Consider the following 22,420-nt stretch of genomic DNA (forward strand, 5'->3'; position numbering starts at 1 on the left):
TCCGTTGGCCATCAAGAGAGCCGCAACTGCGTCGAAACGCGTCGACCAGACGGACCGTCCTGCTGCTGCAGATGGCAGTTCGCGAAAGATACTTCGCGCCTTGCTGGCCTTCTCCACCGATCGTCCGCGGCATTCCGCAGAAAGCCTGTCTGAACAGATCGGGGTGCCACTGTCGTCGACCTATCGGTACATTGGCATCTTGCGCGAAGCCGACCTCATCGACGAAGACGGCCGCGGCTCGTTCGTGCTCGCGCCGCGCGTGATCGGCCTTGCGCAGGCGGCCCGCGCCGGTACCGATCTCGCCTCCATTGCGCGCCCCTTCATGAAGCGCGTCTCTCAGGAAGTCGGAGAAACCATCATCTTGCTGCGCCGCTCGGCCGATCGCGCCGTATGTATCGAGCGCGCAGAATCGTCATCACGCATTCGCCTCACCTTCGAGGTCGGAACGGCCTTGCCGCTGCACCGCGGTGCAGGCCCGAAGATGCTGCTCGCGCATATGCCCGAAGCTGAATGCGAGACAATCCTCGACGACGCCGTTCGGCGCGATCCCGGCTTCGCACCACATCGCAGGCTGCTGGTGCGCGAGCTCGCCGTGATCCGCGAGCAGGGATGGTCGGAGTCGCGCGCTGAGATCACGCCGCACGTCTATGCCGTCTCTGTTCCTGTCCGCGATTCCGGTGGCGTGATCGCCGCAATCTCTTTCGTGACGCCGGCATTCCGCACGCCGAAAGCCAGCCAGATCAGGTTGCGCGAGCATCTACAGCACGCGGCCGCAGCTATCAGCAAGGCCTACGCTGCCGTCAGCTTCTGACGGCCGCGTGTAACGGACACGATCAGATCGGATAGTGCTGCGGGCCGGTCTCGATGGTGATCCAGCGCAGTTCGGTGAATTCGGCAATGCCGGCCTTGCCGCCGAACCGACCGTAGCCCGACGCCTTCACCCCGCCGAACGGCATCTGCGCCTCGTCATGCACGGTCGCGCCGTTAATGTGGCAAATGCCGGACTCGATCCGCTTGGCGACTTCCAGCGCCCGGGCGATATCGCGGCCGAACACCGCCGCCGATAGTCCGTATTCGGTATCGTTGGCAACGCGCACGGCTTCGTCCACGCCATCGACGCGCACGACACTCACGATCGGCCCGAATGACTCCTCATTGTAGATCCGCATCGTCGAGGTAACGTGATCGAGTACTGTAGCCGACATCAGCGTGCCATCGACGCTGCCACCCGCCACGACACGGGCACCCTTGCCCACGGCGTCCTTGATCAGCGCCTGCATGCGATCCGCAGCATCCTTGCCGATCAGTGAACCGAGCGGTGTATCGCCCTTGCGCGGATCGCCGGCGACTAGACTACCCGCCTTGGCCGCGAGCTTAGCCACGAAGGTGTCGGCGATCTTCTGATCGACAACAAGCCGCTCGGTGGACATGCAGATCTGCCCCTGGTTCATGAATGCTCCAAAGGCCGCGGCCGCCACTGCTGCATCGAGATCAGCATCGTCGAGCAACACCAGCGGCGCCTTGCCGCCGAGTTCAAGCAGCACTGGCTTGAGATATTTGGCGGCGGTCTCTGCGATGATGCGGCCGACGCGGGTCGAACCGGTAAAGTTGATCCGGCGCACGGCGGGATGCGAGATCAGTGCATCGATCAGCGCGGGCGCATCTTCCGGCGCGTTGGTGATCACATTAAGTACGCCCGGCGGCAGACCGGCCTCGCGCAGACACTCGCCGATCAACCGATGTGTGCCCGGACAGATTTCCGATGCCTTGAGAATGACCGTGTTGCCGCAGGCCAGCGGCAGCGCGACCGCACGTACGCCGAGGATGACCGGCGCATTCCACGGCGCGATGCTGAGCACGACGCCCGCGGGCTGGCGGATCGCCATCGAGATGCAGCCGGGCTTGTCCGATGGAATGACCTCGCCGGAAATCTGCGTCGTCATCGACGCCGCTTCGCGCAGCATGTTGGAGGCGAGATGAACGTTGAAGCCGGCCCAGCCGGCAGTCGCGCCGGTTTCCGTCGCCATCAGCGCGATAAAGTCAGGGGCCTTGCCGGCAAGGATATCGGCCGCCTTCAGCAGGACGGCGCGGCGTGCGCCCGGGCCGGTCGCCGACCACGCAGGGAAAGCAGCGGCGGCAGCATCGGCAGCGCGCTTGGCATCGGCGATTTGGGCTGCCGCGGCGCGCGAGGCGATATCACCGGTCATCGGGTTGAGACGATCGAATGTCGCGCCGTCGATGGCCTGCACATCCTGGTTCTCGAGCAGCAGATTGATCTGGTTCATGGCGATGTCCTCCGTTGAATGTTTCTTGGAACGCTCAGGCTGCGCCGCTGGCGAGACCGCCGAGATAGGCGCGGCGCACGGCGTCGTCGGATTGAAGGGCTGCAGCGGTGCCGCTGCCGGTGATCTTGCCGTTCTCGATCAGATAGCCGCGATCGGCGATAGCCAGACTCTCGCGTGCGTTCTGTTCGACCAGCAGCAGACCGACGCCGGTCTCACGCACCTTGCGCAAGGCGGCGAACAATTCGCGCACCAGCAACGGCGACAGGCCGAGCGACGGTTCATCGAGCAGGAGAATATCGGGGTTTGACATCAGCGCGCGGCCGATAGCAACCATCTGCTGTTCGCCGCCGCTCATGGTCCGCACGGTCTGCGCCAGACGTTCGCCGAGCCGCGGAAACAGCGTCATCACCTTGGCACGCTGCGTTGCCTCGACCGCCCGCGCACGCCTTGGATTGGCGCCGAGCAACAGGTTTTCAGCCACGGTCAACTCGCCGAATACACCGCGCCCTTCCGGTACCAGCGCGAGCCCGGCTTCCACGATCTCATGAGGCGGCAGACGGGACAGATCACGACCAGCGAGTTTGACGATCTTGGCTGGTGACGGCAGCAAACCGGCAATGGCCTTGAGCAACGATGACTTGCCGGCGCCATTGGCACCGAGAATGACAATGATCTCGCCGCGCTCGACATGGAGTGCCGCATCGCTCAGCGCGTGATGCTGGCCATAGGTGACGCTGATGTTGGAGACCTCAAGCATCCGCCGGCACTCCCAGATAGGCTTCGATCACCGCGGGGTCGCTCAGCACAGCAGCTACAGGCCCTTCTGCAATCTTGCGGCCACTGCTCATCACCACGCAACGATCGCAGAGCGAACGGATCGCATCCATCACATGCTCGACCAGCAGGATCGACAGCCCTTCCTGTTTGAGCGATCGGATCAGCTCGATCCCGATCAGCAATTCGGACGGGTTCAGACCGGCCAGCCATTCGTCGAGCAGCAGCAGGCGCGGCTGCAGCGCCAGCGCGCGTGCCAGTTCGAGCCGCTTGCGGTCGATATAAGTGAGTTCCGATGCGGGCCGTCCGCCAAATCCAGCGAGACCGACCCGCGCGAGCAGGCCGGCCGCAGCTGCCGCCATCGCGTCGCGTGCAAGCGGCGCATGATGAAAGGCCAACCCGGCCTCAACATTCTCGCCGCAGGTCATGCCGTCGAGCACACGGACCAATTGGAAGGTGCGTGCCAGACCGAGACGCGCGATGCGATGGGTCGGCCAGCCCGCGATGTCGTGGCCGGCGAAGGCAATCACACCGGCATTCGGCGAGAGCACGCCGGAGATCAGGTTGAGCGCCGTGGTCTTGCCCGAACCGTTGGGGCCGAGCAGCCCGACAATCTCGCCGGCATGCACCATCAGGTCGATGCCGTTGACAGCGACGAGACCGCCGAAAGCGCGGGTCAGGCCTTCGATGCGAAGCACCGGCATTGCACTGGGGGTCATGCCTGCGCTCCCCGCATCTTTGAGGCCGTGGGCCGCCAGGTTTTCAACTTCTCCCAGAGGCCGACCACGCCCGACGGCAGCGCATAGACGATCAGGAGGAACACCACGCCCATGATCAAGGTCGATGTGCTGGGGAAGCGTGCGGACAGGAAGTCGAACAACAGCGTCAGCGGAATGGCGCCGAGCGCTGGACCCCACAGGCGATGCGCACCGCCGAGGAGTGCCATGATCACCACCTCGAAGGAAATGGTCGCGTTGAAGGCGATCGATGGCTCGATATAGGTGAAGCGCGGCGCCATGATCGCACCGACCAGCGTCATGAAGGTGGCCGTGATGGTGAACAGCGCAACCTTGGCGATGGTGACATTGATGCCGCAATGCCGTGCTACAGTCTCGTCTTCGCCGATGATGCGCAGTGCGAAGCCGAAGCGCGAGCGGGCGATCAGCCAGCCGGTACCGAACACGATGACGGCAAGCGCCAGCAGCTGCCAGTAAATGTCGTTCTGGGTGATATCGACAAAGACGTAACGGCCGAGCACGCGGGTCTTGTTGACCTCGTACCAGACCACGATCTGGCGCACGAGCTCGGCGAGGCCGAAGGTGAAGATGACGAAATGCACACCGCTCAGCCGCAGCGTCGACAGGCCGACAATGACGGCCATGACAGCCCCGATCGCGGCCGCGATCAGCAGCACCAGCGACCACGGCAGTTGCTCGCCCAGCACCGCGACCGTATAGGCGCCAACACCGAAGAAGGCTGTGGTCGCCAGCGACACATAGCGCGTCGGGCCGGAGAACATGCCCCATGCCGTCGCCAGTACCGTGAATTGCAGGAGACTGATCGCGAGCGCGAGGTGATAGGCATCGACAATCATCGGGACAAATGCGAGCGCAACCACGGCTGCGAGACAGATCGCGCCAGTCGTCATTTGGGTACGGCTCATCGCTGCGCCCTCCCGAAAATGCCGGCTGGCTTCACCAGCAGCACGCCGAGGAACAGCGCAAAGTTAACAGCAAGCGTCAGGCCGGGATCGATGAAGGTCGCCACCAGCGCTTCGCTCAGTCCCAGTGCCAGCCCGGCGACGAGGCAGCCCAGCAAATTGCCGACGCCGCCCATCACGACCACGATCAGCGCCTTCATGGTGAACACCACGCCGGAGGTAGCGCTGAAGGTGAGGAACATGCTGATCAGCACGCCGGCAGACGCCACCAGCGCGCCGCCGAGCGCAAAGGCCAGTGCCGATGTCCTGGTGACATCGATGGCAACAAGCTGCGCCGCGATGGGATCGACTGCCACGGCGCGGATGGACGTCCCGATCCGCGTGCGGGTCAGCGTGAGATACAGCGCCAGACCAACGACGACCGCAAGCCCGAAGGCAATCAGGCGATTGAGTGCCAGCACCTCGCCGACGACTGTCACCGGCACAGCGAGGAACGAGTAACTAAAGTAAGCGCCACCGAACATGGTCAGCATGATGCCCTGCACAATGAACATCATGCCGAAGGTGGCCAGGATACTATCGACCTCAAGGGCGTCGCGGGTGCGCGCGCGGCGCACCAGCGGCGTGAGCAACACGCGATACAAGAGATAGCTGATGCCGAAACTGATCGGAATGACAAACGCCAGTCCTGCGAGCGGATTGAGCGCCCAGCCGGTGAACAGCCAATAGGACGCAAAGGCCGCGCCGATCAGGAACTCGCCATAGGACAGGTTCATGATCCGCGCCACGCCATATTGCAGGGTCAATCCCATGGCGATCAGCGCGTACATGCCGCCCAGCACGAGGCCGGTGAGAACCGCGTTTGTCATTCTGTTAGACCAGATACAGGAGGGACGCGATCACTGCGCCTTCCATGCCGGCTTCGGCACGACCGGCGCACGTGCGCCCTCGTTACCCGACGGGCCGACACCGTAGAACTCGCCGTCCTGCCACTGCCCGACCCACCAGTATTTAGTCGGCATGTTGTTCTCAAGCTTCACCTTGCCGATCACGGTGTCGAACGTGCCGCTCTGCAGGTCCTTGATGACCGCAGCGCGATCGACCTTGCCAACCCGCTCGATCGCCTGCTGCAGCATCTGCAGGCCGGCATAGGTGACCGCACTGGCCCAGCGATCCGGCTCCGCGCCATTCGCGGCCGACGCCTTGTGCCGCGCCAGATAGTCCTTGATGGCCGGGCTGTCGCCATTCCAGCCGCCGATGCCCATCACGCCTTCCGCATTGGCGCCGAATTTCTGCTTGAACAGCGGAAACGCCGTGCCGACACCGGTGTAGAAGATCTTCGGATTGAAACCAGAGATGCGTGACTGTTCAGTGATCGCGATCGTGTCCGGCGGATAGCTGAAGGCGATGAACACGTCGGGGTTCAGCGCCTTCACCTCATTGATGATCGGGCTGAGATCCTGGGTGCCGACCGGGTAGGTCTTGTCATAGGCAAGTTTGAACTTGGCGGCTGTAAGAGCTGGTCTGGCGGCACCAGAGAGATCGATGCCGAAGCCGTCGGCGATGCTGGCCATCGCCACGGTGTCGCCGATCTTGCCTTCAGTGCGCAGCTTCACCAGCAGCTCAACCAGCGTCTTGGCAGCATCGGCGCTGGTGCCGAGCAACCAGAAACTGTTGGGCCAGCGCTTCGCCAGTTCTGGCGCGCGGTCGGTGACCGCCGTCGAGGCGATATGCGGATAGCCGGCCTTGTTGAGGATCGGGCCAACCGCGAGATTCAGGCCGGTGCCCCAGGGCGGCAGGATGAAATCGACCTTGTCCTGGGTGATCAGCCGCTCCAGCGCCTTGGCGGCTTCTTCTGCGCTCGACCGGTCGTCATACTGGACGACCTCGATTGGGACGCGCTTGTCGCCGAGCTTGAGCCCGCCGGCGGCATTCACTTCCTTCACCCACAGCTCGTAGTTGGGAATCGTCGTCACCGCAGCGCCGCCGGCGGCGGGGCCGGTGCGCGAGATGGCATAACCGATCTTGACCGACGTCTGGGCCTCCGCTGCACCGTCCCACCCGACGGACGCCGCACCGGCCACTGCGAGTAGTCCCGCCGCAAGGCGCTTGACTGCTGACACCATGTTATCCTCCCCGAATTCTTTTCACCGACGCCTTGTGGCGTTCGATGGCCGGAGACTAGTCCAGCGTTTGGGGCTGGGAATTGGACGCATCCGGGGAAAGATTGTATTGATCCGTGTAGGCGAGCTATTTCACGCGACGGATTGTCCCAGTGCTTGAGACCGCGCACATCGTTTCGGGTCCCACCGGCTTCGCGGAGAAGCCGCTTCCGGCACTGCATGCGGAAAGATTCGCACCCGGACTGGCGCCGCGCAGCTGGATCATCCGGCAATCGGTCGCCAGGCGCTCGCACCTGCTGGTGATCGAAACCCGGCGCGGCACCGCCACGATGCGCGGCACCACGGTTGCCATTCAGTCCCCCGGCCTGTTGTGGCTTCCCGGCGATCACGAAGGCACGTTGGAAGTCGAAGCCGGCGCACAAGGCTATCTGATTTCAGTGTCGGACGATGTCCTCACCCGCACCGTCGCCGGCAGTGCCGAGGCGCTGCATCTGCGGCGAACCATCGACCGGCTGGTCCTGCGCGAAGGCGCGCAACTCGCGACGACTTTTGCGGCCATCACGGAATCCTGCAGCACGCTGGTGCGTGAGTTGAATACGCCGGGCCGCGGCAGCGCGACGATGACATCGACGCATGTGTTGTTGCTGTGCCTCCACATCTGGCGATCGGTGATTTCGGAGGAAACCCCCGACGATGCTGCACAGCGCGGCGACGGTCCGCGCCTTGTCGGCAATTTCCTGCAGATGGTCGAACTGCATTATCGCGACGGCTGGCCCATCGCACGCTATGCGGCTGCACTCGGCGTCACTGACGACAAGCTGCACGCACATTGCAAGCGCGAGAAGGGCTACAGCCCGCGCGCCATCGTGCATCAGCGCCTGATTCACGAAGCCTGCATGCGGTTGCGGCAGCTCGATCTGCCGGTCGAGCAGATCGGCTATGGCCTCGGCTTCCGCGATCCCGGCTATTTCAATCGCTTCTTCCGCAAGTATCAGAATGCGTCGCCAGGCGCCTATCGGCGTCGCGCGCGGCTTGATCCAAGTCAGCACGGCCCGTCCTATGCGGCCTGGCCGTAACTGTCCCACGCTCGATCAGTGCTGTATCTCTTTGAAACCTGCGTGATCAATTTGAAACAGCGCGCGTTAAGCATGACTCGATATTGAATCGGGGTCACAATATCCATTTCCGCGCTCTGTTTCAGATGTCACTTCAAGACGCCGTTCACCATTAGGCCCGAAGCGCTGGTGAAAAGTGCCTACGAGATCGTCGTCGACGTAGGATTGCACCCATAAGACGCATGCGACGGCGCCAATTACCGACTCCAGGTGGAGCGGAATACTACTTGGCGCGGCAGGGCTGCATTTGCTCGACTGTGTCCGAGTGTTTCCGCTGATATGCCTTATCGCGAAGGCAAAATCTTAGACGTTGTGCTGGTGACAAAAGCCTGCGAAAGCAGGATATTGATGAAATTGCGACTTATCAGCGCACCTACGGTATTGGCGTTCACCCGTTTTCATAGTGTCGGCCCATGACCATCGAGATCGTCCAGATCGTCCAGGAGTTGAGTTCGGTCGGCGGCGTTGAAAGCGTGGCCAGCGAACTCGCATGCGCATTCAGTCGCGCCAAAATCGCCAACACAGTTCTCGCCAGCGCCGTCGGCGACAAGGCAACGCCAGGTACGCGCATCGAGCGCGTCGGCGCCTGGCTTTCGCACATCAAGACGCGCGGCATCCTGCGCTATCTTGGTCGCGCTTTTGTCGTTCCCACCTTCACATTACTGGCGACGCGCGCCGCCTATCATCATCCCAAGGCCGTCATCATCAGCCACGGCGACAGCCTGACGGGCGACGTGTTGGTCGTGCACGCGGTCAACGCGCAGAGCCTCGCCGAAAAGCGCAACGCCGGCTCCTGGTCATGGATGCTGAATCCCATGCATCTGTGGGTGGCCCTGCGTGATCGCTGGATGATCGGCGGCCTGCGCTATCGCATGTATGTCGCGGTCTCGCCGCGCGTCGCAACTGAACTGCAACAGATCTACAAGGTGCCAGCGTCGCGCATCCGCGTGATCCCCAACGGCATCGACCTCAATCGCTTCGCCCGCGACACTGCGGCCGGTCTCAGGATCCGTCAGGAATTCGGCATCCCGGTGGACGCAAAGCTGCTTCTGTTCGCCGGTCATGAATTCCGCCGCAAGGGTCTGGCACATGCCATCGGCGCGCTCGAACGCCTCGGCCCGGATGTCTGGATGCTTGTGGTGGGCTCGGATAATCCCGCGCCCTATCGCAAACTGGCGACGACCTCCGCCGATCGGCTGGTCTTTACGGGATCGCGTACCGATATGCCGGCCCTCTACGCTGCGGCCGACGCCTTTGTACTGCCGACTGCTTATGAAACTTTCTCGCTGGTCTGCATGGAAGCCATGGCCTGCTCGACGCCGGTTTTTGCAACGCCGGTTGGCGGCATCGAAGATTATCTCGTCGATGGCGTGAACGGTTATCAGATCAAGATGGACGGCGCAGATATCGCCGAGAAGATCGCGATGGCCTTCTCCGATCCGGCAGCGCTGGCGCGGCTGTGCGAAGGTGCACATGCCACGGCGCTGAATTACGGCTGGGATTATGTCGGTTCGCGCTACATCGAGCTGCTGGAGCAGGTGCAAGCCTCGAAGAACGAATTTGCGCCGGGCGCTATGGCGGTCGGCGCCTGATCGCAAGCGCCTGCTTCACGGGAGGGACCGGTCCGCCCCCCGCTTTGCATCAGCGGCCTGCTGGCAGGCCGACACCAACGCATTCGCCACCACCTCGTAAGTGAAACGCGTCAGCACGTTGTCGCGCGCGGCTACGCCGCGGTCCAGCAACTGCTGCGGGTCGGCGGCAAGCCGATCCAGCAGTGTCGCCAGCGCATCCGGATCGCGCTCGGGAATAGTCCAGCCGCCCTTGCCGACAACATCGGGAATAGCGCCGCCCGTCGAACCGATCACCGGCACGCCGCAAGCCTGCGCCTCGACGATCACCCGGCCGAACTGCTCACGCACGGCGCTGGTGGTGCGCGTCAGCAGGATCATTGCATCGAGACCGCTCAGGAATGACGCGACATCGGCCGGTTTGCCCCAGCCCCGGAATGTGACGCGGTCGGTCAGTCCCAGTTCGTTGACGCGCAGTTTCAACGCAGGCTCATGCGGACCTTCGCCCATGATCGCCAATGTCACATCCGCCGTGGCGCGCTTCATGGCGTCAAGCGCGTCGTCGAGACCCTTCTCCTCGACGAGACGCCCGACATAGCCAATGCGCAGCCCCTGCCCGGGCGCAATCGGCGCCTGGCGCGCGCCGGTCTGATTGAAGGTTGCGAGATCGACGCCATAGCCGATCGGCGACGCTGGGCCGGTATAGCCGCACGCGCGAACGACTGCTGTCGCTTCCGGACTGCGCGAGAGAATATGATCGGTGTTCCGCAACACGTCCTTGCGGATGAACTCGAATGGCGGCGGCAAGCGCTTCAGAATGTTCTGATCGACTTCCAGGACCATCGCGGCGCGCCCCTTGAGGATGCGCGCCTGCATCGCAACGACGCTCCACGGCTCTTCCCAGAGATGGATTACATCGGGATCGACCTCACGGATGAGACGCCGTAAGCTAGGATAAAAATGCAGATACCAGCTCATCGGGCCGGCGCGCGGCAGGCGGATCGGCATCACATGCACGGTCATGCCGGGATCGTCGGACGGATCTGCAATGATCGTACGGCCGAACTGGTACCAGGTAGCCGGGACGACGAGATGCATATCGACGTCATCGCGTCCGACGAGTGGATAGTATCGCAGACGCCCCGCATCGCGGCTGACGGCGGAATGTGCAATCGAGAGGACCTTGAGACGACGACTGCTAGACACGCCCCGTCATCCTCGCGGCCACACCCGTCAGGCCAGACAGATGGAGCTCCATGGTCGCGAGACTGCGATCCGCGCCGTTGATCGTGCAGCGTGGCAAGTTGTAAGCATCCTGGCCGTTGCGTACGAGGCCCTTGCGCGTTGTCGCTGCACTCGCATAACCGGCATCGCGCGCGATCGCGAAATCGCGCGGACCGCAATCGCCCGAACGTCCATAGGGAAATGCGAAATGCCTGGCGGGAATACCAAGGCGCTCGACCAACCGATCGCGACTGCCCTTGAGCTCGAAGCGTGCGCCATCAGGCGACAGCGACGAAATACGGGCATGCGTCACGGTGTGGCCGCCGATCTCCACCAACGGATCGTCGCGCAACTCCTCGAGCATCTCCCAGGTGATCGCGTGCTTCCAGTGCATCGCGTCGATGTCGACACCATTGAGCTCGCAAAATTTCGCGTAGCAGCCTGCCGCCTGCGGGCCGTCCCAACGATCCGCAATCCGATGGAATGCGGCGCGCTTGTCGTCAGACGTCGGCACGTCGATCGTGCCATCCTCAAGGATGACGCGGTCGTTGTTGAGCAGCGCATCTTCCAGACCTGCGGCCCACAGCGGAAGCGTACCGTCGGGAATACCCGTCGTGACAAATAACGTCACCGGCACGTTGTGACGGCGAAACAGCGGCACGATCTCCTCATAGGTGTCGCGATAGCAATCGTCGACCGAGAAGTTGACGAAGCGATCGTTGGACTTACCGGCCTTCGATCGCTGGATCGCCTCTTCCATCGTCACGACATCCCAGCCGCGCTGCTTCAGATGCGACAGGAACTGATCGAGAAAATTTGTGTCGAGATAGAAATCGCGGTTCGGCAGTTTTTCCCAGGCCCGAGCGGAGGCGCCGCGATGAAAGGTCATCAGGCAGCCACGCGTGCCCATGAACATATCGGCAGCCATGCTGATCGGGCGAACCAGCGCTTCGGAAGACGCCATGCGTCGGGCGGCGCTGGATAACAGGTGCTTCATCGAAAAGTCCTCAGACGATCAAGGCACTCTCTAATACAAAAACACATATCAAAATCACAAGCGCCCCCGGACGCGCGCAAATGCCGCAATGTAGACGCCCGGCATCAGCATCGCGACAGACAGCGCGAGGCAGACCAGATAGGCAAAACCACCGGCGAAAAGCCGCTGCCACGGGCCCGTCAGAACCTCGTGAATTTGCCAGCTGAAGAGTGCCATCAGCGCTGCCGGGAAACACGCGAGAAACATCAGGTAGAGCAGCTTGCGCCGGGACCCCAGGACGATCATGACGCCAGCCAGAAGAACGATACCACGGGCGGCTTCGCCCAGTCCAAGCAACAAGGTGCCCCATTCATGCGCCGTGGGCAGGTATGAGGTGAGAAGGTTAACTACGATATTAACCAGATAGGCAGTGACGATGATGGCAGCGGCCGCAAAATTCCGGCCTGCGCCATTGAGGATGCGGATCAGGATCCAGCCAAGCGTCGCAGCCCATAGGCCAAGCGCGATGCCGCGCAAGGCCTGACTGGTCAGGAACAGCGCCTGCTCGTTGAAGGCGCCGCGCAGAAAAACCAGCCGCACGATCTCCGGCGCGAACATGGCGAGAAAGACCGATGCCGGCACCGCGAGTGCGAGAATAGGCCGAGCGATCCCTTCGATCTGCGCGCCGACGTCCTTTGGTGGATGGCTGGACAACACCGCCAGCCCGACCGGCTGGCTGATCAGCAGCAACGCGCTTTCGGTCAGCGTGCGTGCATAGTCCAGCGAGGCCACTGCACCGGTCCCGACCCGCGATGCCAGCAGGCGTTCGATCCAGACATTGGCCTGTTCGGCGACCGGTAGCGCGAGCAGCGGTCGCAGCCGACGAAAGAATTCGCGGCCTGACGCCAGCACTGATGACAGCGACAGGCCCTTGAAGCTGAGCACCCCTTCGCGCCACATCGTGTACAGACCCCAGGCGCCAAGCGCGTTGAAGGCAGCCGAGAACGACCAGGCCAGCGTATGGAAGTTGCCGGACACAGCAACGAGAGCAATGCCCATCAGCACGGCGACGTTCAGGATGCTGGCGCGGATATTCGTCAGGCGTGTCCGGCCGAGTGCGATTTCACCCGCAGCCAGTACGTTGATCATCGCCGAGGCCGGCATGCCCAGCGCCATGATGCGAATGAAGTCGAGAGTGAGGCTACGCCCCTCCGCCGAAAAGCCGCCGACCAGCGCATCCACAGCCCGCTCACCGAGCGCCTGCAGCCCGATCATCAGGATCATGGCAATGCCGGTGATCGCCACCGTCATGGCGCCGAGGCGCTGAGGTCCGTTGCCGTCCTTCAGCGCATCCCGGTGCATTGGGATCATTACGGCGGGGACGGTTTCGTTCTGCAGAAAGGCCAGCGGCAGCATTACCGCCGTGATCGCACCACGAAAACCGTCGGCGACCAGCGAAGCGCCAAGCACCTGCGCCATCAAGATCTCACGGCCGAAACCCAGCAGCTTGCTGGTCAGCGCACCGCTGATGAGAATTGCCGTAAACTTCCGCGTCGAGTGCCGGGCGCCGCTCATAAGCGCGCCGCTACGGCCCGATCAGGGGCCGTCCAGGAACTCAAATTGCAAACTGAGCAGCGATGCGCGATCACACAGGCGCTCCCGCGGCCGCTCGCCCGATCAGGTTTGAAACCGTCTGCAGCATCTGATCGACGCTGTAATGCGACCGAGCCCGCGCTTCGGCATAGTGCAACTGGCCCGCCAGTTCAGGCGGGCGCGACATGACCTTGGTAATAGCGGCGGCCAGCGCATCGGCATCCCCGGGCGGCACCAGCGTTCCCGCCTTGCCGGCCTCGAGAATATCGGACGCCGCACCGGCATCCGTCGCAATCACAGGCACATCGGCGAGCATGGCTTCGACCAGCGTTCGGCCAAACGGTTCGGGATCGATCGAGGGATGGATCATCGCATCGACGGCGCGCATCAGCCGCGGCACGTCGTTGCGCTGGCCAAGGAAATGCACGCGATCGCCGAGACCGAGATCCGCCACCATCCGGTTGAGCTTCTCGGCATAAGGCTCTTCGCCAAACAGCGCAGCCCCTGCAATAATACAGCTGACGCCCGGCGTCTTTGCCAGAGCCTGCAACACGATATGCTGCCCCTTCCAGGCCGCGAGGCGGCTGAAGACGCCGACGAGCGGCCCTTCGGGTAATTTCAACTCGCGCCTGATCTCGAGCGGCGTGCTGGCGTCCGGCGGCACATCAAGACCGTTGGGCACGATCGCGACCAGCTCCTTGCGGCCGCCTTGGGCAATGAAGGCATCTGCAGCAGCTTGCGAAGGAACGACCACCTTTGCCGTACAATAATTCGCCAGCGCCACCTGCACGCGGCGCTGCGTGGCGCCGAAATGCTCACTGCTGATGATATCGTGCAGGTGCCAGATCAGCGGACGCCGCGCCAGCGTGGCGGCGACGGCCGATAACACAAAGGCCTTCTGCGAATTCGCATAGATGACGTCATGACGGCGCGCTTCGCGCGTCAATTCGGCAATGATGGCCCCGAGCCGGCCAATCAGCGGAAAGGCTTTCAGGATTGAGCTGTCGCGCCTGACATCCGAGAGCCCCTCGCCCCAGCGCGACACACGCACCTTCAGGCCCTTGGCTGCAAGCGCCTGATGCAGCGGGCCATCCTCGAACAGGAAGGCCGCCTCGCCCGCCCATGGCTGAACAAGATCGATCAGAACGAGCTCAGCGCCGGAGATCGAGCCCGTATGGCAGACGAACAGAACGCTGGGAGCGGGCATCACGTCGCTCCGGCATAGGCATTATTCGAAACCCGGTCTGTGCCGCTCGGCGTATTGGCGTCCGGCATCATGGTGACGGCAATGCCGAAGACGCTGCCGCCCGCGACACGGATCGCGCTGGATGTCGCCACTGCCTGCCCGATCGAGGAGCGGCCGGAACGCATGCAGAGCAGCACACCATCGACCTGCCTGGCCAGCACGCCCAGATCGGTCTGGATGCCCGGCGATGGCGCGTCGATCAGGACAACGTCGTAGATCTGGCTCCAGAGCAGGAGATCACCGAGTGGTTTACGCATCAGCAATTCGGCGGATGCCGAGAACGGCCCGGCCGGAATGACGTCGAGATTGGGAGTCGCGGTGCGGACCACCGCTTCGCGCGGCGTGATGTCGCCGCGCAGAATTCCCTGCAACCCCATGCTGCTGCGTAAGCCCAAGGCTGTTTCGAACTTCGGCGCGCCGAAATCGCATTCGATCACCAGCACACTGCGGCCAGCCGTTGCGAGATATTGCGCCAGGGTCAGGGTCAGAAACGTTTTGCCCTCGGCCGTCGTCGGCGACGCGACCAGAATCTTGCGGCGTGTCCTGGCGTCGTTCGACGCGAGCAGGCCCGTCGCCAGATCGCGGAGTGCATCCTGATAGTGCCGATCCTGCAGCGCGAGCGGCAGCGCGCGCGCCAGCGAGGCGCCGGACTGCGCTGTGAGGATCGCACCGATCGGCGATTCCGATGGATCGCGCTTGACGGTCGGCAATCGCGCCAGAACGGGCGCGCCGGTGACGACGGCCAATTCCGATGACGACGTCGGCAGCGGCGGTCCGGGACGCGGCGTCACGGGGGCAGTCGTCTGGACGGGCGCTGGAGCGACTGGCGCAGCGACCGCGACAGGTGCAGTTATGGCGGCAGGCGCAGCGGCGGCAGGCGCGGCTGCACGCACCGGGCGAATAGTTGCCGTCCGCAGCCGGGACAGACCCGCAAGATTGACGCGATCGCCGAAGAAAGCTGCGACGAATGCGAGCAGCAGGCCGAGCGTGCCGCCAGCGGCCAGGAACGGAATTTTCTTCGGGAAAAACGGCTTGGTCGGCAGTTCGGCAAGGCTGACCAGTCGTGTATTGCCAATCAGCACGCGCCGCTCGGTTTCGAGTTCGCTGGCGCGCTTGTAGAGATCGGCATATTGCTGGCGCTTGATCTCGGTGCTGCGGACCATGCTCTCAATCGAGGCTTCGTCCGATGTCGCCGAGCCGACTTCAGCCTTCACGGCATCCATCTGCTTTTTAAGCGCGTTCACGAGGGCATCATTGGCGTCGAACGCCTTCTGCGCGCTGGCGGCAATGCTCGCCACTTCCGTGGCCATGCGCTCCTTGATCGCGGACTGCTCCTGCTCCAACGCACGCAGCGACGGATGCCGCGGCCCCAGCACATTGGCCTGGCTGGCGAGCTGCGCAGTGACAACCGTGAGCTGCTGCTTGAGATCGGCGATGGAGCGGTTCGACAGCACGGAAGGCGAGTCCACAGCACGGGCCTGATTGGCCTTGATCTCCTGCAGGCGGGCGAGCGCATCGGCACGCGCGGTCTCGGCGGTCGACAGCTGCTGGCTGATGCTGCTCAGCCGCTCCGAGCTGATCGGCGCCAGCGATCCGCGCATCAGGCCTTTGTTGCGGCGAAATGCCTGGATCTTGGCATCGGCATCCCGCAACTCTGCATCCAGCTGCTTGGCTTCCTTCCAGAGATAGGACGCGGCAACCTCGCGGCTGCTGGCACCCGATGTCCGCTGCTCGTCGAGAAACGCATTGGTCAACGCATTCGCCATCTTCTGCGCGACTTCGGGGATCGACGAAGTGTAGGAGATATTGATGACGCGCGAACGTCCAACAGCGCCGATCGCGAAATTTCCCGACACATAGTCGATCAGCGCCGCCGTATCGGTCCGCATCTTTTCGCAGGTGGAGCTGCTGCTCCTGCTCTGACACTCTTCAATGGCGGCTTCCGTGACGCCCGGCTGCTGCATGGCGAGCCGCATCACCCGCGGCGAGCGCGCGATCAAGAGCTGGCTTTCGACGTCGGCGGGGTCGCCGATCTTCTGCGCCCAGGCGGCAGATGCATTGCTGTTGCTGGGCTCCTGCTCGGCGACGATCACCGAACCTGTGGCGAGATAGCGCACGGGCAGCACGACCAGCGCAATGACCGTCAGGATCATCACGCCGAGAAACACAGCGCCGAACAGGCTACGATTGCGCCAAACCCTGAGCAGCGGACTCTCGCCCGCCGCGCTATCGGCGGCTTCCGTATTCGTAACGATGGCGCGTCTGGTGAACATGCGCGTCAGACTTTACTACGGGGCGCTGGCACCGCACATCCCTGCGCCGCAACGGTGCTCACCCTGCGCAACCACCCATGACCGACCGCGACACGCATACTGAACCCTTTGTCCCCCGAACCACAAATCCACTGCGGGGAGCAGGTCTACTATCCATTCATTAGGGATGTTTTGGTTAAGGGCAGGTTTAAAATGCTAACCAATACCTTTGCGCTGCCCAATTAGTAGGCTGTTACGCATCTCCCCGGGCCGGTGCCGCATTAGCGAGCCAGGTAGGTGCGGCAGCTTTGGTTGCGAGCCGGAACCAAATCTCGGAGCGGGGCGTTCCGGAACTGCTGCAACCGGAGTTCCCCGATGAGCCTTCTGAAATGGGCGCTGATCTTCTTTCTGATTTCCGTCGCCGCCGGCCTGTTCGGCTTCACCGGCATCTCCGCCGCGACGGCCGACGTCGCGCGCGTGCTTTTTTATATCTTCCTCGTGATCTGCATCGTGCTGCTGGTATTGGGGATCACGATCTTTCGGGCTTGAAGCGCCGGACGGCGCGCCAATTCCGGAATCTAGTGAATGCCGACACCGACCAGCCGATCGACCAGCGCGCGGTCGGCGGTCAGCACATCCGGCGTGCCAGTCCAGCTGGTACGGCCCCGCTCCATCACCATGACGCTGCTCGCGAAATCCAGCGCGCGCTCGATCTGCTGCTCGACCAGAATGATGGTGACTTCACCGGTGGCGGCCAGCTTCGCCAGCAATGCCATCAGTTCGTCGCAGATCACCGGCGCCAAGCCTTCCAGAGGCTCGTCGAGCAACAGGATCGAGGGCTTGCCCAGCAGTGTGCGGGCCATCGACAGCATCTGCTGCTCGCCGCCTGACAGCTGCTTGCCGTAATTGCCGCGGCGTTCGCGCAGCCGCGGGAACATCGCATAAGCTTCATCGAGCGCCGACGCCGGCCGCCCCTTCAGCCCCGTGCGCAGATTCTCCTCCACCGTCAGCGAGGCGAAAATGTCGCGGGTCTGCGGCACATAGCCGATCCCGAGGTCGGCGCGCGCCGAGGTCCGCTTGGCCGTGACGTCCTGGTCGCCGATCCTGATCTCACCGCCATGGCGCGTCGTCAGGCCCATTAGCGTCGCCAGCAGCGTGGTCTTGCCCATGCCGTTGCGGCCGAGCACGGCGAGACGATCACCTGCTTTCACCGAGAACGAAATGCCCTCGATGATCCGCGTCGGGCCATAGCCGGCGCTCAGGTTCTGGATATCAAGTGGCGCGGCGGGCATCGGCATAGCTCCCCAAATACGCGCGGCGCACTTCGTGATCGGCGGTGACCTCATCAGGTGATCCCTCGAAGATCAACCGCCCGGCCGCCAGCACCAGTACGCGCCTGGCAAATTTGAACACCAGATCCATGTCGTGCTCGATCATCAAGACGGCGATATCAGGTGGCAGCCGATTGATCGCCTCAAGGATCTTGGGCGCCTCGTCATGCGGCACGCCGGCAGCCGGCTCGTCGAGCAGAAGCACCTTCGGATGCAGCGCAAGGCCGATGGCAAGCTCGATCAGGCGCTGCTGTCCGTAAGCGAGCTCGACCACCTTGCGATAGGCGAGCTTGGCGAGACCAAGATGGCTCAGAATCTCGCTCCACTCGGCACGCACCTCCGGCAGCTCAGTCGATGACGAGAAAAACCGGCGCGTGATCCGCTTGCGCTGCATGATCGCCAACGCGACATTGTCGGCGACGGTGAGATTGGCAAACAGCCGCGTGGTCTGGAACGTGCGCACCAGACCGCGACGCACGCGATCGGGAATGCTGAGACCGGTGATCTCGTCACCGCCCATGAAGAACTGGCCTTCGCTCGGCGCAATGTCACCGGTGATCAGATTGACGAGCGTGGTCTTGCCTGCGCCGTTCGGGCCGATCAGCGCAACGCGGTCGCCGGCAGCCAATTTGAAATTGACGTCGCGCGTCACATGCAGACCGCCGAACGAGCACGACACGCCGCGGGCTTCGAGGAGATTGGTCATGCCGCCTCTCCCTTGCGCTTGAAGCGGGAGGCCAGCGACAACACTGGTTCGATCAGCCCGCGCGGCGCGAACACCACAATCAGGATCAGCAGCAGGCCGACCAGCGTCATCCAGTGGAACGGATTGGCGGCGGCCACGATGTGCTCGAAGATCATGAAGATGATCGTCCCCGCCAGCGCGCCCCACAGATGCCCGGCACCGCCAAGCACCAGCATGACCAGTACTTCCGCCGAGCGTTCGAAGCTGACGCTATCGAGACCGACGACGCCGGTGCTGATCGCCGTCAGCGCTCCACCGATCCCGGCAACGGCACCAGCGACGCCATACATCACGACAAGGCGCGGATAGATCGAGACGCCGATCATCTTGGCGCGCAGATCGTCATCCTTGATGCCACGGCACATCAGACCGAACGGCGAGCGCACGAAACGCTGCAGCAGCACGAACACAATGACCAGCACGCCCAGCGAGAACAAAAACGCCGTGCGGCTGTACATGTCGAAATTGAAGATGCCGAACACCTTGCCCGGTGTGATGCCTGACAGGCCGTCGCTGCCGCCGGTCAGCCACGACAGCTTGTTGGCAAGTGCGGCGACCAATTGCCCCACAGCAATCGACAGCACCAGTTGTGGGAGCCCGCGAAACCGCGTGATCAGCGCACCGGAGATCAGCCCCATGACCGTTCCCGCGAATACACCGATCGCCAGCAACGCGATGGGATCGGTGATGCCACGCACGCAAGCAATGCCGGCGGCATAGGCGCCGACGCCGAATTGCGCGGCATGGCCGAGGGTGGCGACGCCGCAATAACCGGTGACCAGATCGAGCGACAGCACCAGGAATGCGATGCCGATCAGCCGCGTCAGGAACGCCAGATCGTCCGGATACAGAAAGTAGCCGATGGCACCGAGCACGATGATACTTAGCGCACCTGCCGCCTCCTGACCGAAGGGAATGCTGCGCTTGTGCGGAACATGGGTCGCGACGATCTCGCTCATGCGTGCGACCTGCCAAATAGGCCATGCGGAAACAGGAACACGACGAAGATCACCGACAGATAGAAGAAGAAGTCGCCGAACTCCGGCGCGAGATACTTGCCTGTGGTGTCGGCGAGGCCGAGCAGGAGCGACGCCGACAGAGCACCAAGGATCGAGCCTGCGCCGCCGACAGAGACGACGACGAGGAACGTCACCATATAGCGCAGTGCGTAGAACGGTTCGATCGGCAGAATCTCCGCGCCGACCACGCCACCGAATGCGCCGAGCCCGATCGCCAGCGCGAAGGTCACTGCATAGATGATTTCGGTGCGGATGCCCAAGGCGTCTGCCATACCACTATGATCGACCGAGGCGCGCAGCTTGATTCCGAACTCCGTCTTCTCGATCAGAAGCCATAGCGACAGAGCCGTAACCACACCGCAGGCGATGACAAAGATGCGATGGGTCGGCAGCATGCGGAAACCGATATCGAGCGGACCACTGAGGGTCTGCGGCAGTGGAATCGATTTCAACGACGGGCCGAAGATGAAATTGACGATGCCGATGATGAAGAACGTGATACCGATGGTCATCAGCACCTGAATCAGCGGATCGGACTTCCGGTAGATCCGGCGATACAGCAAAATCTCGAACGGGATCGACACGATGATGGTGCCGACCACCGCCATCAGGATCGCGACGCTGTAATGCACATGCAGGTCGCGGATCGCATAGGAAGCCAGATAGCCGCCAATCATGGCGAAAGCACCATGGGCGAGGTTCACGACGCGCATCAGCCCCATCATGATGGACAGGCCGATGGAAATGATGAACAGCACCATCCCGTAGGCGACGGCGTCGGTCATGATGCTGAAGACGGTACGCATGATTGATCCTATGCCGAAGCAGCGCCCGAGCGCCATTCCGGAAACTGCGGCATGGCGTCATGGACGACAGCGCCGCGCACCATGGTGAGTAACACCTTCGTCTCTTTCAGAGGGAGGCACTCGGCGGCGAAGAGATCGCGATCAAGGGCGATCAGATCGGCCGCCATACCCAGCATCAGCGTGCCGCGCCAGTCTTCCTGCCTCATCGCGATGGCGCCACCGACCGTGTAGCTGTGAATGGCTTCGCGGACGCTGACGGCTTCACCCTGCCCGATCGGCGCACCGCTGTCCGAGGCGCGGCTCACCGCATCGGCGATGCCATCCCACGGAGACCACGACCCGGTCGGTGCATCAGAGCTGGCGATGTAAGTGACCCCCGCGTCGATCACGGAGCGGCCGGGATAGCAACGATCGGCGCGCGGACCGAAAGCACCGGTAATCGAGCGCCGCATCCGGGTGAGGAAACTTGGCTGGGTGACGACGAGCGCGCCCAATGCCTTCATCCGCGCCAGCCCACCGGCGGGCGGCACGAAGTAATGCTCGATGCGATGTCGGACATCGGCGCGGGGATACGCCGCCTGCGCCTTCTCATAGGCTTCGATGATACAATCGATTCCGCGATCGCCGGTACAATGAACGGCGACCTGCCAGCCGTCCGCATGCGCGTCGGCGATCACGCGCTGCAGTTCAGTTTCATCGCGCATGAACATGCCGCGGGACGGCGTATCGAAGAAATCCTCGCTCACCGCCGAAGTTCGCGCGCCGACGATGCCATCGGCGAAATATTTCAGTGTCATGGACTGCCAGTCGGCGTCTTGCGTCGGCGCCAGCCCACGCGCCGCCGCTTCAGCCGGGTCGAGCTGGTTCATGAAGCCGAGCCGCATTGGCAGCACATCGCCATTTGCGCGGATCTCGTTCCAGATAGCGAATTCATCATCGAAGCCGACGGTGAATCCGACCGCGGCTTCTACGACAGCAACAAGACCTAACCTGGCGCTATCGGCAATTGTCGCGCGCAGAGCCGTGGTGAGTTCATTGCGATCCATCGGCGGCGCAGCACGGAATATCAGTTCGGCTGCGCTTTCTTTGGCGCTGCCGTCCAGTCGGCCATCCTCGGAGCGCCCGAACGTTCCGCCTTCCGGGTCGGCGGTGGCATCGTCGATGCCCAGCAATCGCAGCGCGTCACTGTTGACGACGGCGACATGACCGCAGAAGCGGCGGATCAGCACCGGATGATCGGGAATGACGACGTCGATCTCGGCCCGTGTCGGCAGCCGATGCTCCGCCAGCCCGTTCTCATCGAGGCCCGCACCGTAAACCCATTTATCACAGGAAATGGCGCGCGCACGCGCAACCAGCAAATCAAGCACATCGGATATCGTGGGCGCGTCGCGCGGCGTCACCGGCACCTGCAGTCGCGCATGGGCGATGGCGAACAGATGAATATGCGCGTCGGTGAGGCCGGGAATGACGGTGGCGCCCGCGAGATCGATCGTCTCGTCGGCAGCTGGCGCAACATCTGCTGCACCAATCCAGACCACCTTGCCATCGCAAACAACGATGCTGTCCGCTGGGGTTTCATCCCAGGCAGAACGATAGATGCGGGCATTGGTCAATCGAAGCGAGCGCGCGCGGCTGGTCATGTCGAAAGAAATCTCATCTCGCGCGACGATGTCGCAGAAAGAGGGGGATTCCGCAACGAG

The 22,420-nt window shown here is 63.0% G+C and carries 20 protein-coding genes; 4 read left to right on the top strand and 16 right to left on the bottom strand.

Annotation, left to right across the window (positions count from 1 at the left end; all coding sequences use genetic code 11):
• Positions 1 to 4: 4 nt before the first annotated feature.
• Positions 5 to 811 carry an IclR family transcriptional regulator gene (locus AB8A50_RS13415; protein ID WP_439077955.1) on the top strand — a complete coding sequence of 269 codons (807 nt, stop codon included), beginning with the start codon at positions 5 to 7 and terminating at the stop codon, positions 809 to 811.
• 22 nt (positions 812 to 833) lie between these two features.
• Here the strand turns inward: AB8A50_RS13415 and AB8A50_RS13420 are convergent, their stop codons facing one another.
• From AB8A50_RS13420 to AB8A50_RS13445, 6 genes are read right to left on the bottom strand one after another with little or no spacing between them, the layout of a single operon-like run.
• Complete coding sequence (locus AB8A50_RS13420) at positions 834 to 2,285, bottom strand: aldehyde dehydrogenase (RefSeq protein WP_439077956.1); 1,452 nt, start codon at positions 2,283 to 2,285, stop codon at positions 834 to 836.
• A 34-nt stretch (positions 2,286 to 2,319) separates the two neighbouring features.
• On the bottom strand, positions 2,320 to 3,042 hold the full coding sequence (locus tag AB8A50_RS13425; protein WP_320445145.1) for an ABC transporter ATP-binding protein: 723 nt from the start codon (positions 3,040 to 3,042) through the stop codon (positions 2,320 to 2,322).
• A complete protein-coding gene (locus AB8A50_RS13430; RefSeq protein ID WP_439077957.1) occupies positions 3,035 to 3,778 on the bottom strand; it encodes an ABC transporter ATP-binding protein in 744 nt (247 codons plus the stop codon). Before AB8A50_RS13430 ends, AB8A50_RS13425 begins: the two co-directional genes overlap by 8 nt.
• Complete coding sequence (locus tag AB8A50_RS13435) at positions 3,775 to 4,722, bottom strand: branched-chain amino acid ABC transporter permease (protein WP_439077959.1); 948 nt, start codon at positions 4,720 to 4,722, stop codon at positions 3,775 to 3,777. The genes AB8A50_RS13430 and AB8A50_RS13435 overlap by 4 nt, the downstream gene beginning before the upstream one ends.
• Positions 4,719 to 5,588: a branched-chain amino acid ABC transporter permease gene (locus AB8A50_RS13440; RefSeq protein WP_320445148.1), complete on the bottom strand. Its 870-nt coding sequence runs from the start codon at positions 5,586 to 5,588 to the stop codon at positions 4,719 to 4,721. Before AB8A50_RS13440 ends, AB8A50_RS13435 begins: the two co-directional genes overlap by 4 nt.
• A 30-nt stretch (positions 5,589 to 5,618) precedes the next feature.
• A complete protein-coding gene (locus AB8A50_RS13445; RefSeq protein ID WP_231079760.1) occupies positions 5,619 to 6,845 on the bottom strand; it encodes an amino acid ABC transporter substrate-binding protein in 1,227 nt (408 codons plus the stop codon).
• A 149-nt stretch (positions 6,846 to 6,994) separates the two neighbouring features.
• Between AB8A50_RS13445 and AB8A50_RS13450 the strand changes: the two genes are divergently transcribed.
• Positions 6,995 to 7,918, top strand: a complete 924-nt coding sequence (locus AB8A50_RS13450; RefSeq protein WP_439077960.1) for a helix-turn-helix transcriptional regulator — start codon at positions 6,995 to 6,997, stop codon at positions 7,916 to 7,918.
• A 452-nt stretch (positions 7,919 to 8,370) separates the two neighbouring features.
• The gene (locus AB8A50_RS13455; protein WP_184519109.1) at positions 8,371 to 9,549 is read left to right on the top strand and encodes a glycosyltransferase family 4 protein; all 1,179 of its coding nucleotides are present in this window, start codon (positions 8,371 to 8,373) and stop codon (positions 9,547 to 9,549) included.
• Positions 9,550 to 9,564: 15 nt separating this feature from the next.
• On the opposite strand, the gene AB8A50_RS13460 is transcribed toward AB8A50_RS13455, so the two are convergent.
• The 5 genes from AB8A50_RS13460 to AB8A50_RS13480 all read right to left on the bottom strand — a co-directional run bounded on the left by AB8A50_RS13460 (position 9,565) and on the right by AB8A50_RS13480 (position 16,837).
• Positions 9,565 to 10,731 carry a glycosyltransferase family 4 protein gene (locus AB8A50_RS13460; protein WP_439077961.1) on the bottom strand — a complete coding sequence of 389 codons (1,167 nt, stop codon included), beginning with the start codon at positions 10,729 to 10,731 and terminating at the stop codon, positions 9,565 to 9,567.
• A complete protein-coding gene (locus tag AB8A50_RS13465; protein WP_439077962.1) occupies positions 10,724 to 11,746 on the bottom strand; it encodes a polysaccharide deacetylase family protein in 1,023 nt (340 codons plus the stop codon). The genes AB8A50_RS13460 and AB8A50_RS13465 overlap by 8 nt, the downstream gene beginning before the upstream one ends.
• Before the next feature lie 54 nt (positions 11,747 to 11,800).
• Complete coding sequence (locus AB8A50_RS13470; protein ID WP_089265349.1) at positions 11,801 to 13,300, bottom strand: lipid II flippase MurJ; 1,500 nt, start codon at positions 13,298 to 13,300, stop codon at positions 11,801 to 11,803.
• Between the two features lie 70 nt (positions 13,301 to 13,370).
• Entirely contained in the window at positions 13,371 to 14,525 is a 1,155-nt protein-coding gene (locus tag AB8A50_RS13475) for a glycosyltransferase family 4 protein (RefSeq protein ID WP_175368357.1), read from the bottom strand.
• Positions 14,525 to 16,837 (bottom strand): GumC family protein, encoded by a 2,313-nt coding sequence (locus tag AB8A50_RS13480; RefSeq protein WP_439077963.1) that lies wholly within the window; start codon positions 16,835 to 16,837, stop codon positions 14,525 to 14,527. The genes AB8A50_RS13475 and AB8A50_RS13480 overlap by 1 nt, the downstream gene beginning before the upstream one ends.
• Before the next feature lie 354 nt (positions 16,838 to 17,191).
• Here AB8A50_RS13480 and AB8A50_RS13485 point away from each other — a divergent pair, with 354 nt between their 5' ends.
• The gene (locus AB8A50_RS13485) at positions 17,192 to 17,365 is read left to right on the top strand and encodes a DUF1328 domain-containing protein (RefSeq protein WP_089265352.1); all 174 of its coding nucleotides are present in this window, start codon (positions 17,192 to 17,194) and stop codon (positions 17,363 to 17,365) included.
• 29 nt (positions 17,366 to 17,394) lie between these two features.
• On the opposite strand, the gene AB8A50_RS13490 is transcribed toward AB8A50_RS13485, so the two are convergent.
• From AB8A50_RS13490 to AB8A50_RS13510, 5 genes are read right to left on the bottom strand one after another with little or no spacing between them, the layout of a single operon-like run.
• Positions 17,395 to 18,108 (bottom strand): ABC transporter ATP-binding protein, encoded by a 714-nt coding sequence (locus AB8A50_RS13490; protein WP_439077964.1) that lies wholly within the window; start codon positions 18,106 to 18,108, stop codon positions 17,395 to 17,397.
• On the bottom strand, positions 18,089 to 18,853 hold the full coding sequence (locus tag AB8A50_RS13495) for an ABC transporter ATP-binding protein (RefSeq protein WP_439077965.1): 765 nt from the start codon (positions 18,851 to 18,853) through the stop codon (positions 18,089 to 18,091). Before AB8A50_RS13495 ends, AB8A50_RS13490 begins: the two co-directional genes overlap by 20 nt.
• Positions 18,850 to 19,851 (bottom strand): branched-chain amino acid ABC transporter permease, encoded by a 1,002-nt coding sequence (locus AB8A50_RS13500; protein ID WP_309948418.1) that lies wholly within the window; start codon positions 19,849 to 19,851, stop codon positions 18,850 to 18,852. The genes AB8A50_RS13495 and AB8A50_RS13500 overlap by 4 nt, the downstream gene beginning before the upstream one ends.
• Entirely contained in the window at positions 19,848 to 20,717 is an 870-nt protein-coding gene (locus AB8A50_RS13505; protein WP_439077966.1) for a branched-chain amino acid ABC transporter permease, read from the bottom strand. Before AB8A50_RS13505 ends, AB8A50_RS13500 begins: the two co-directional genes overlap by 4 nt.
• 8 nt (positions 20,718 to 20,725) lie before the next feature.
• Positions 20,726 to 22,360, bottom strand: coding sequence for an amidohydrolase (locus AB8A50_RS13510; protein ID WP_439077967.1), 1,635 nt, complete (start codon positions 22,358 to 22,360; stop codon positions 20,726 to 20,728).
• Between the last annotated feature and the right edge of the window lie 60 nt (positions 22,361 to 22,420).

It is taken from the genome of Tardiphaga sp. 841_E9_N1_2, from assembly GCF_051811065.1.
In the GTDB taxonomy this organism is placed as follows: domain Bacteria; phylum Pseudomonadota; class Alphaproteobacteria; order Rhizobiales; family Xanthobacteraceae; genus Tardiphaga; species Tardiphaga robiniae.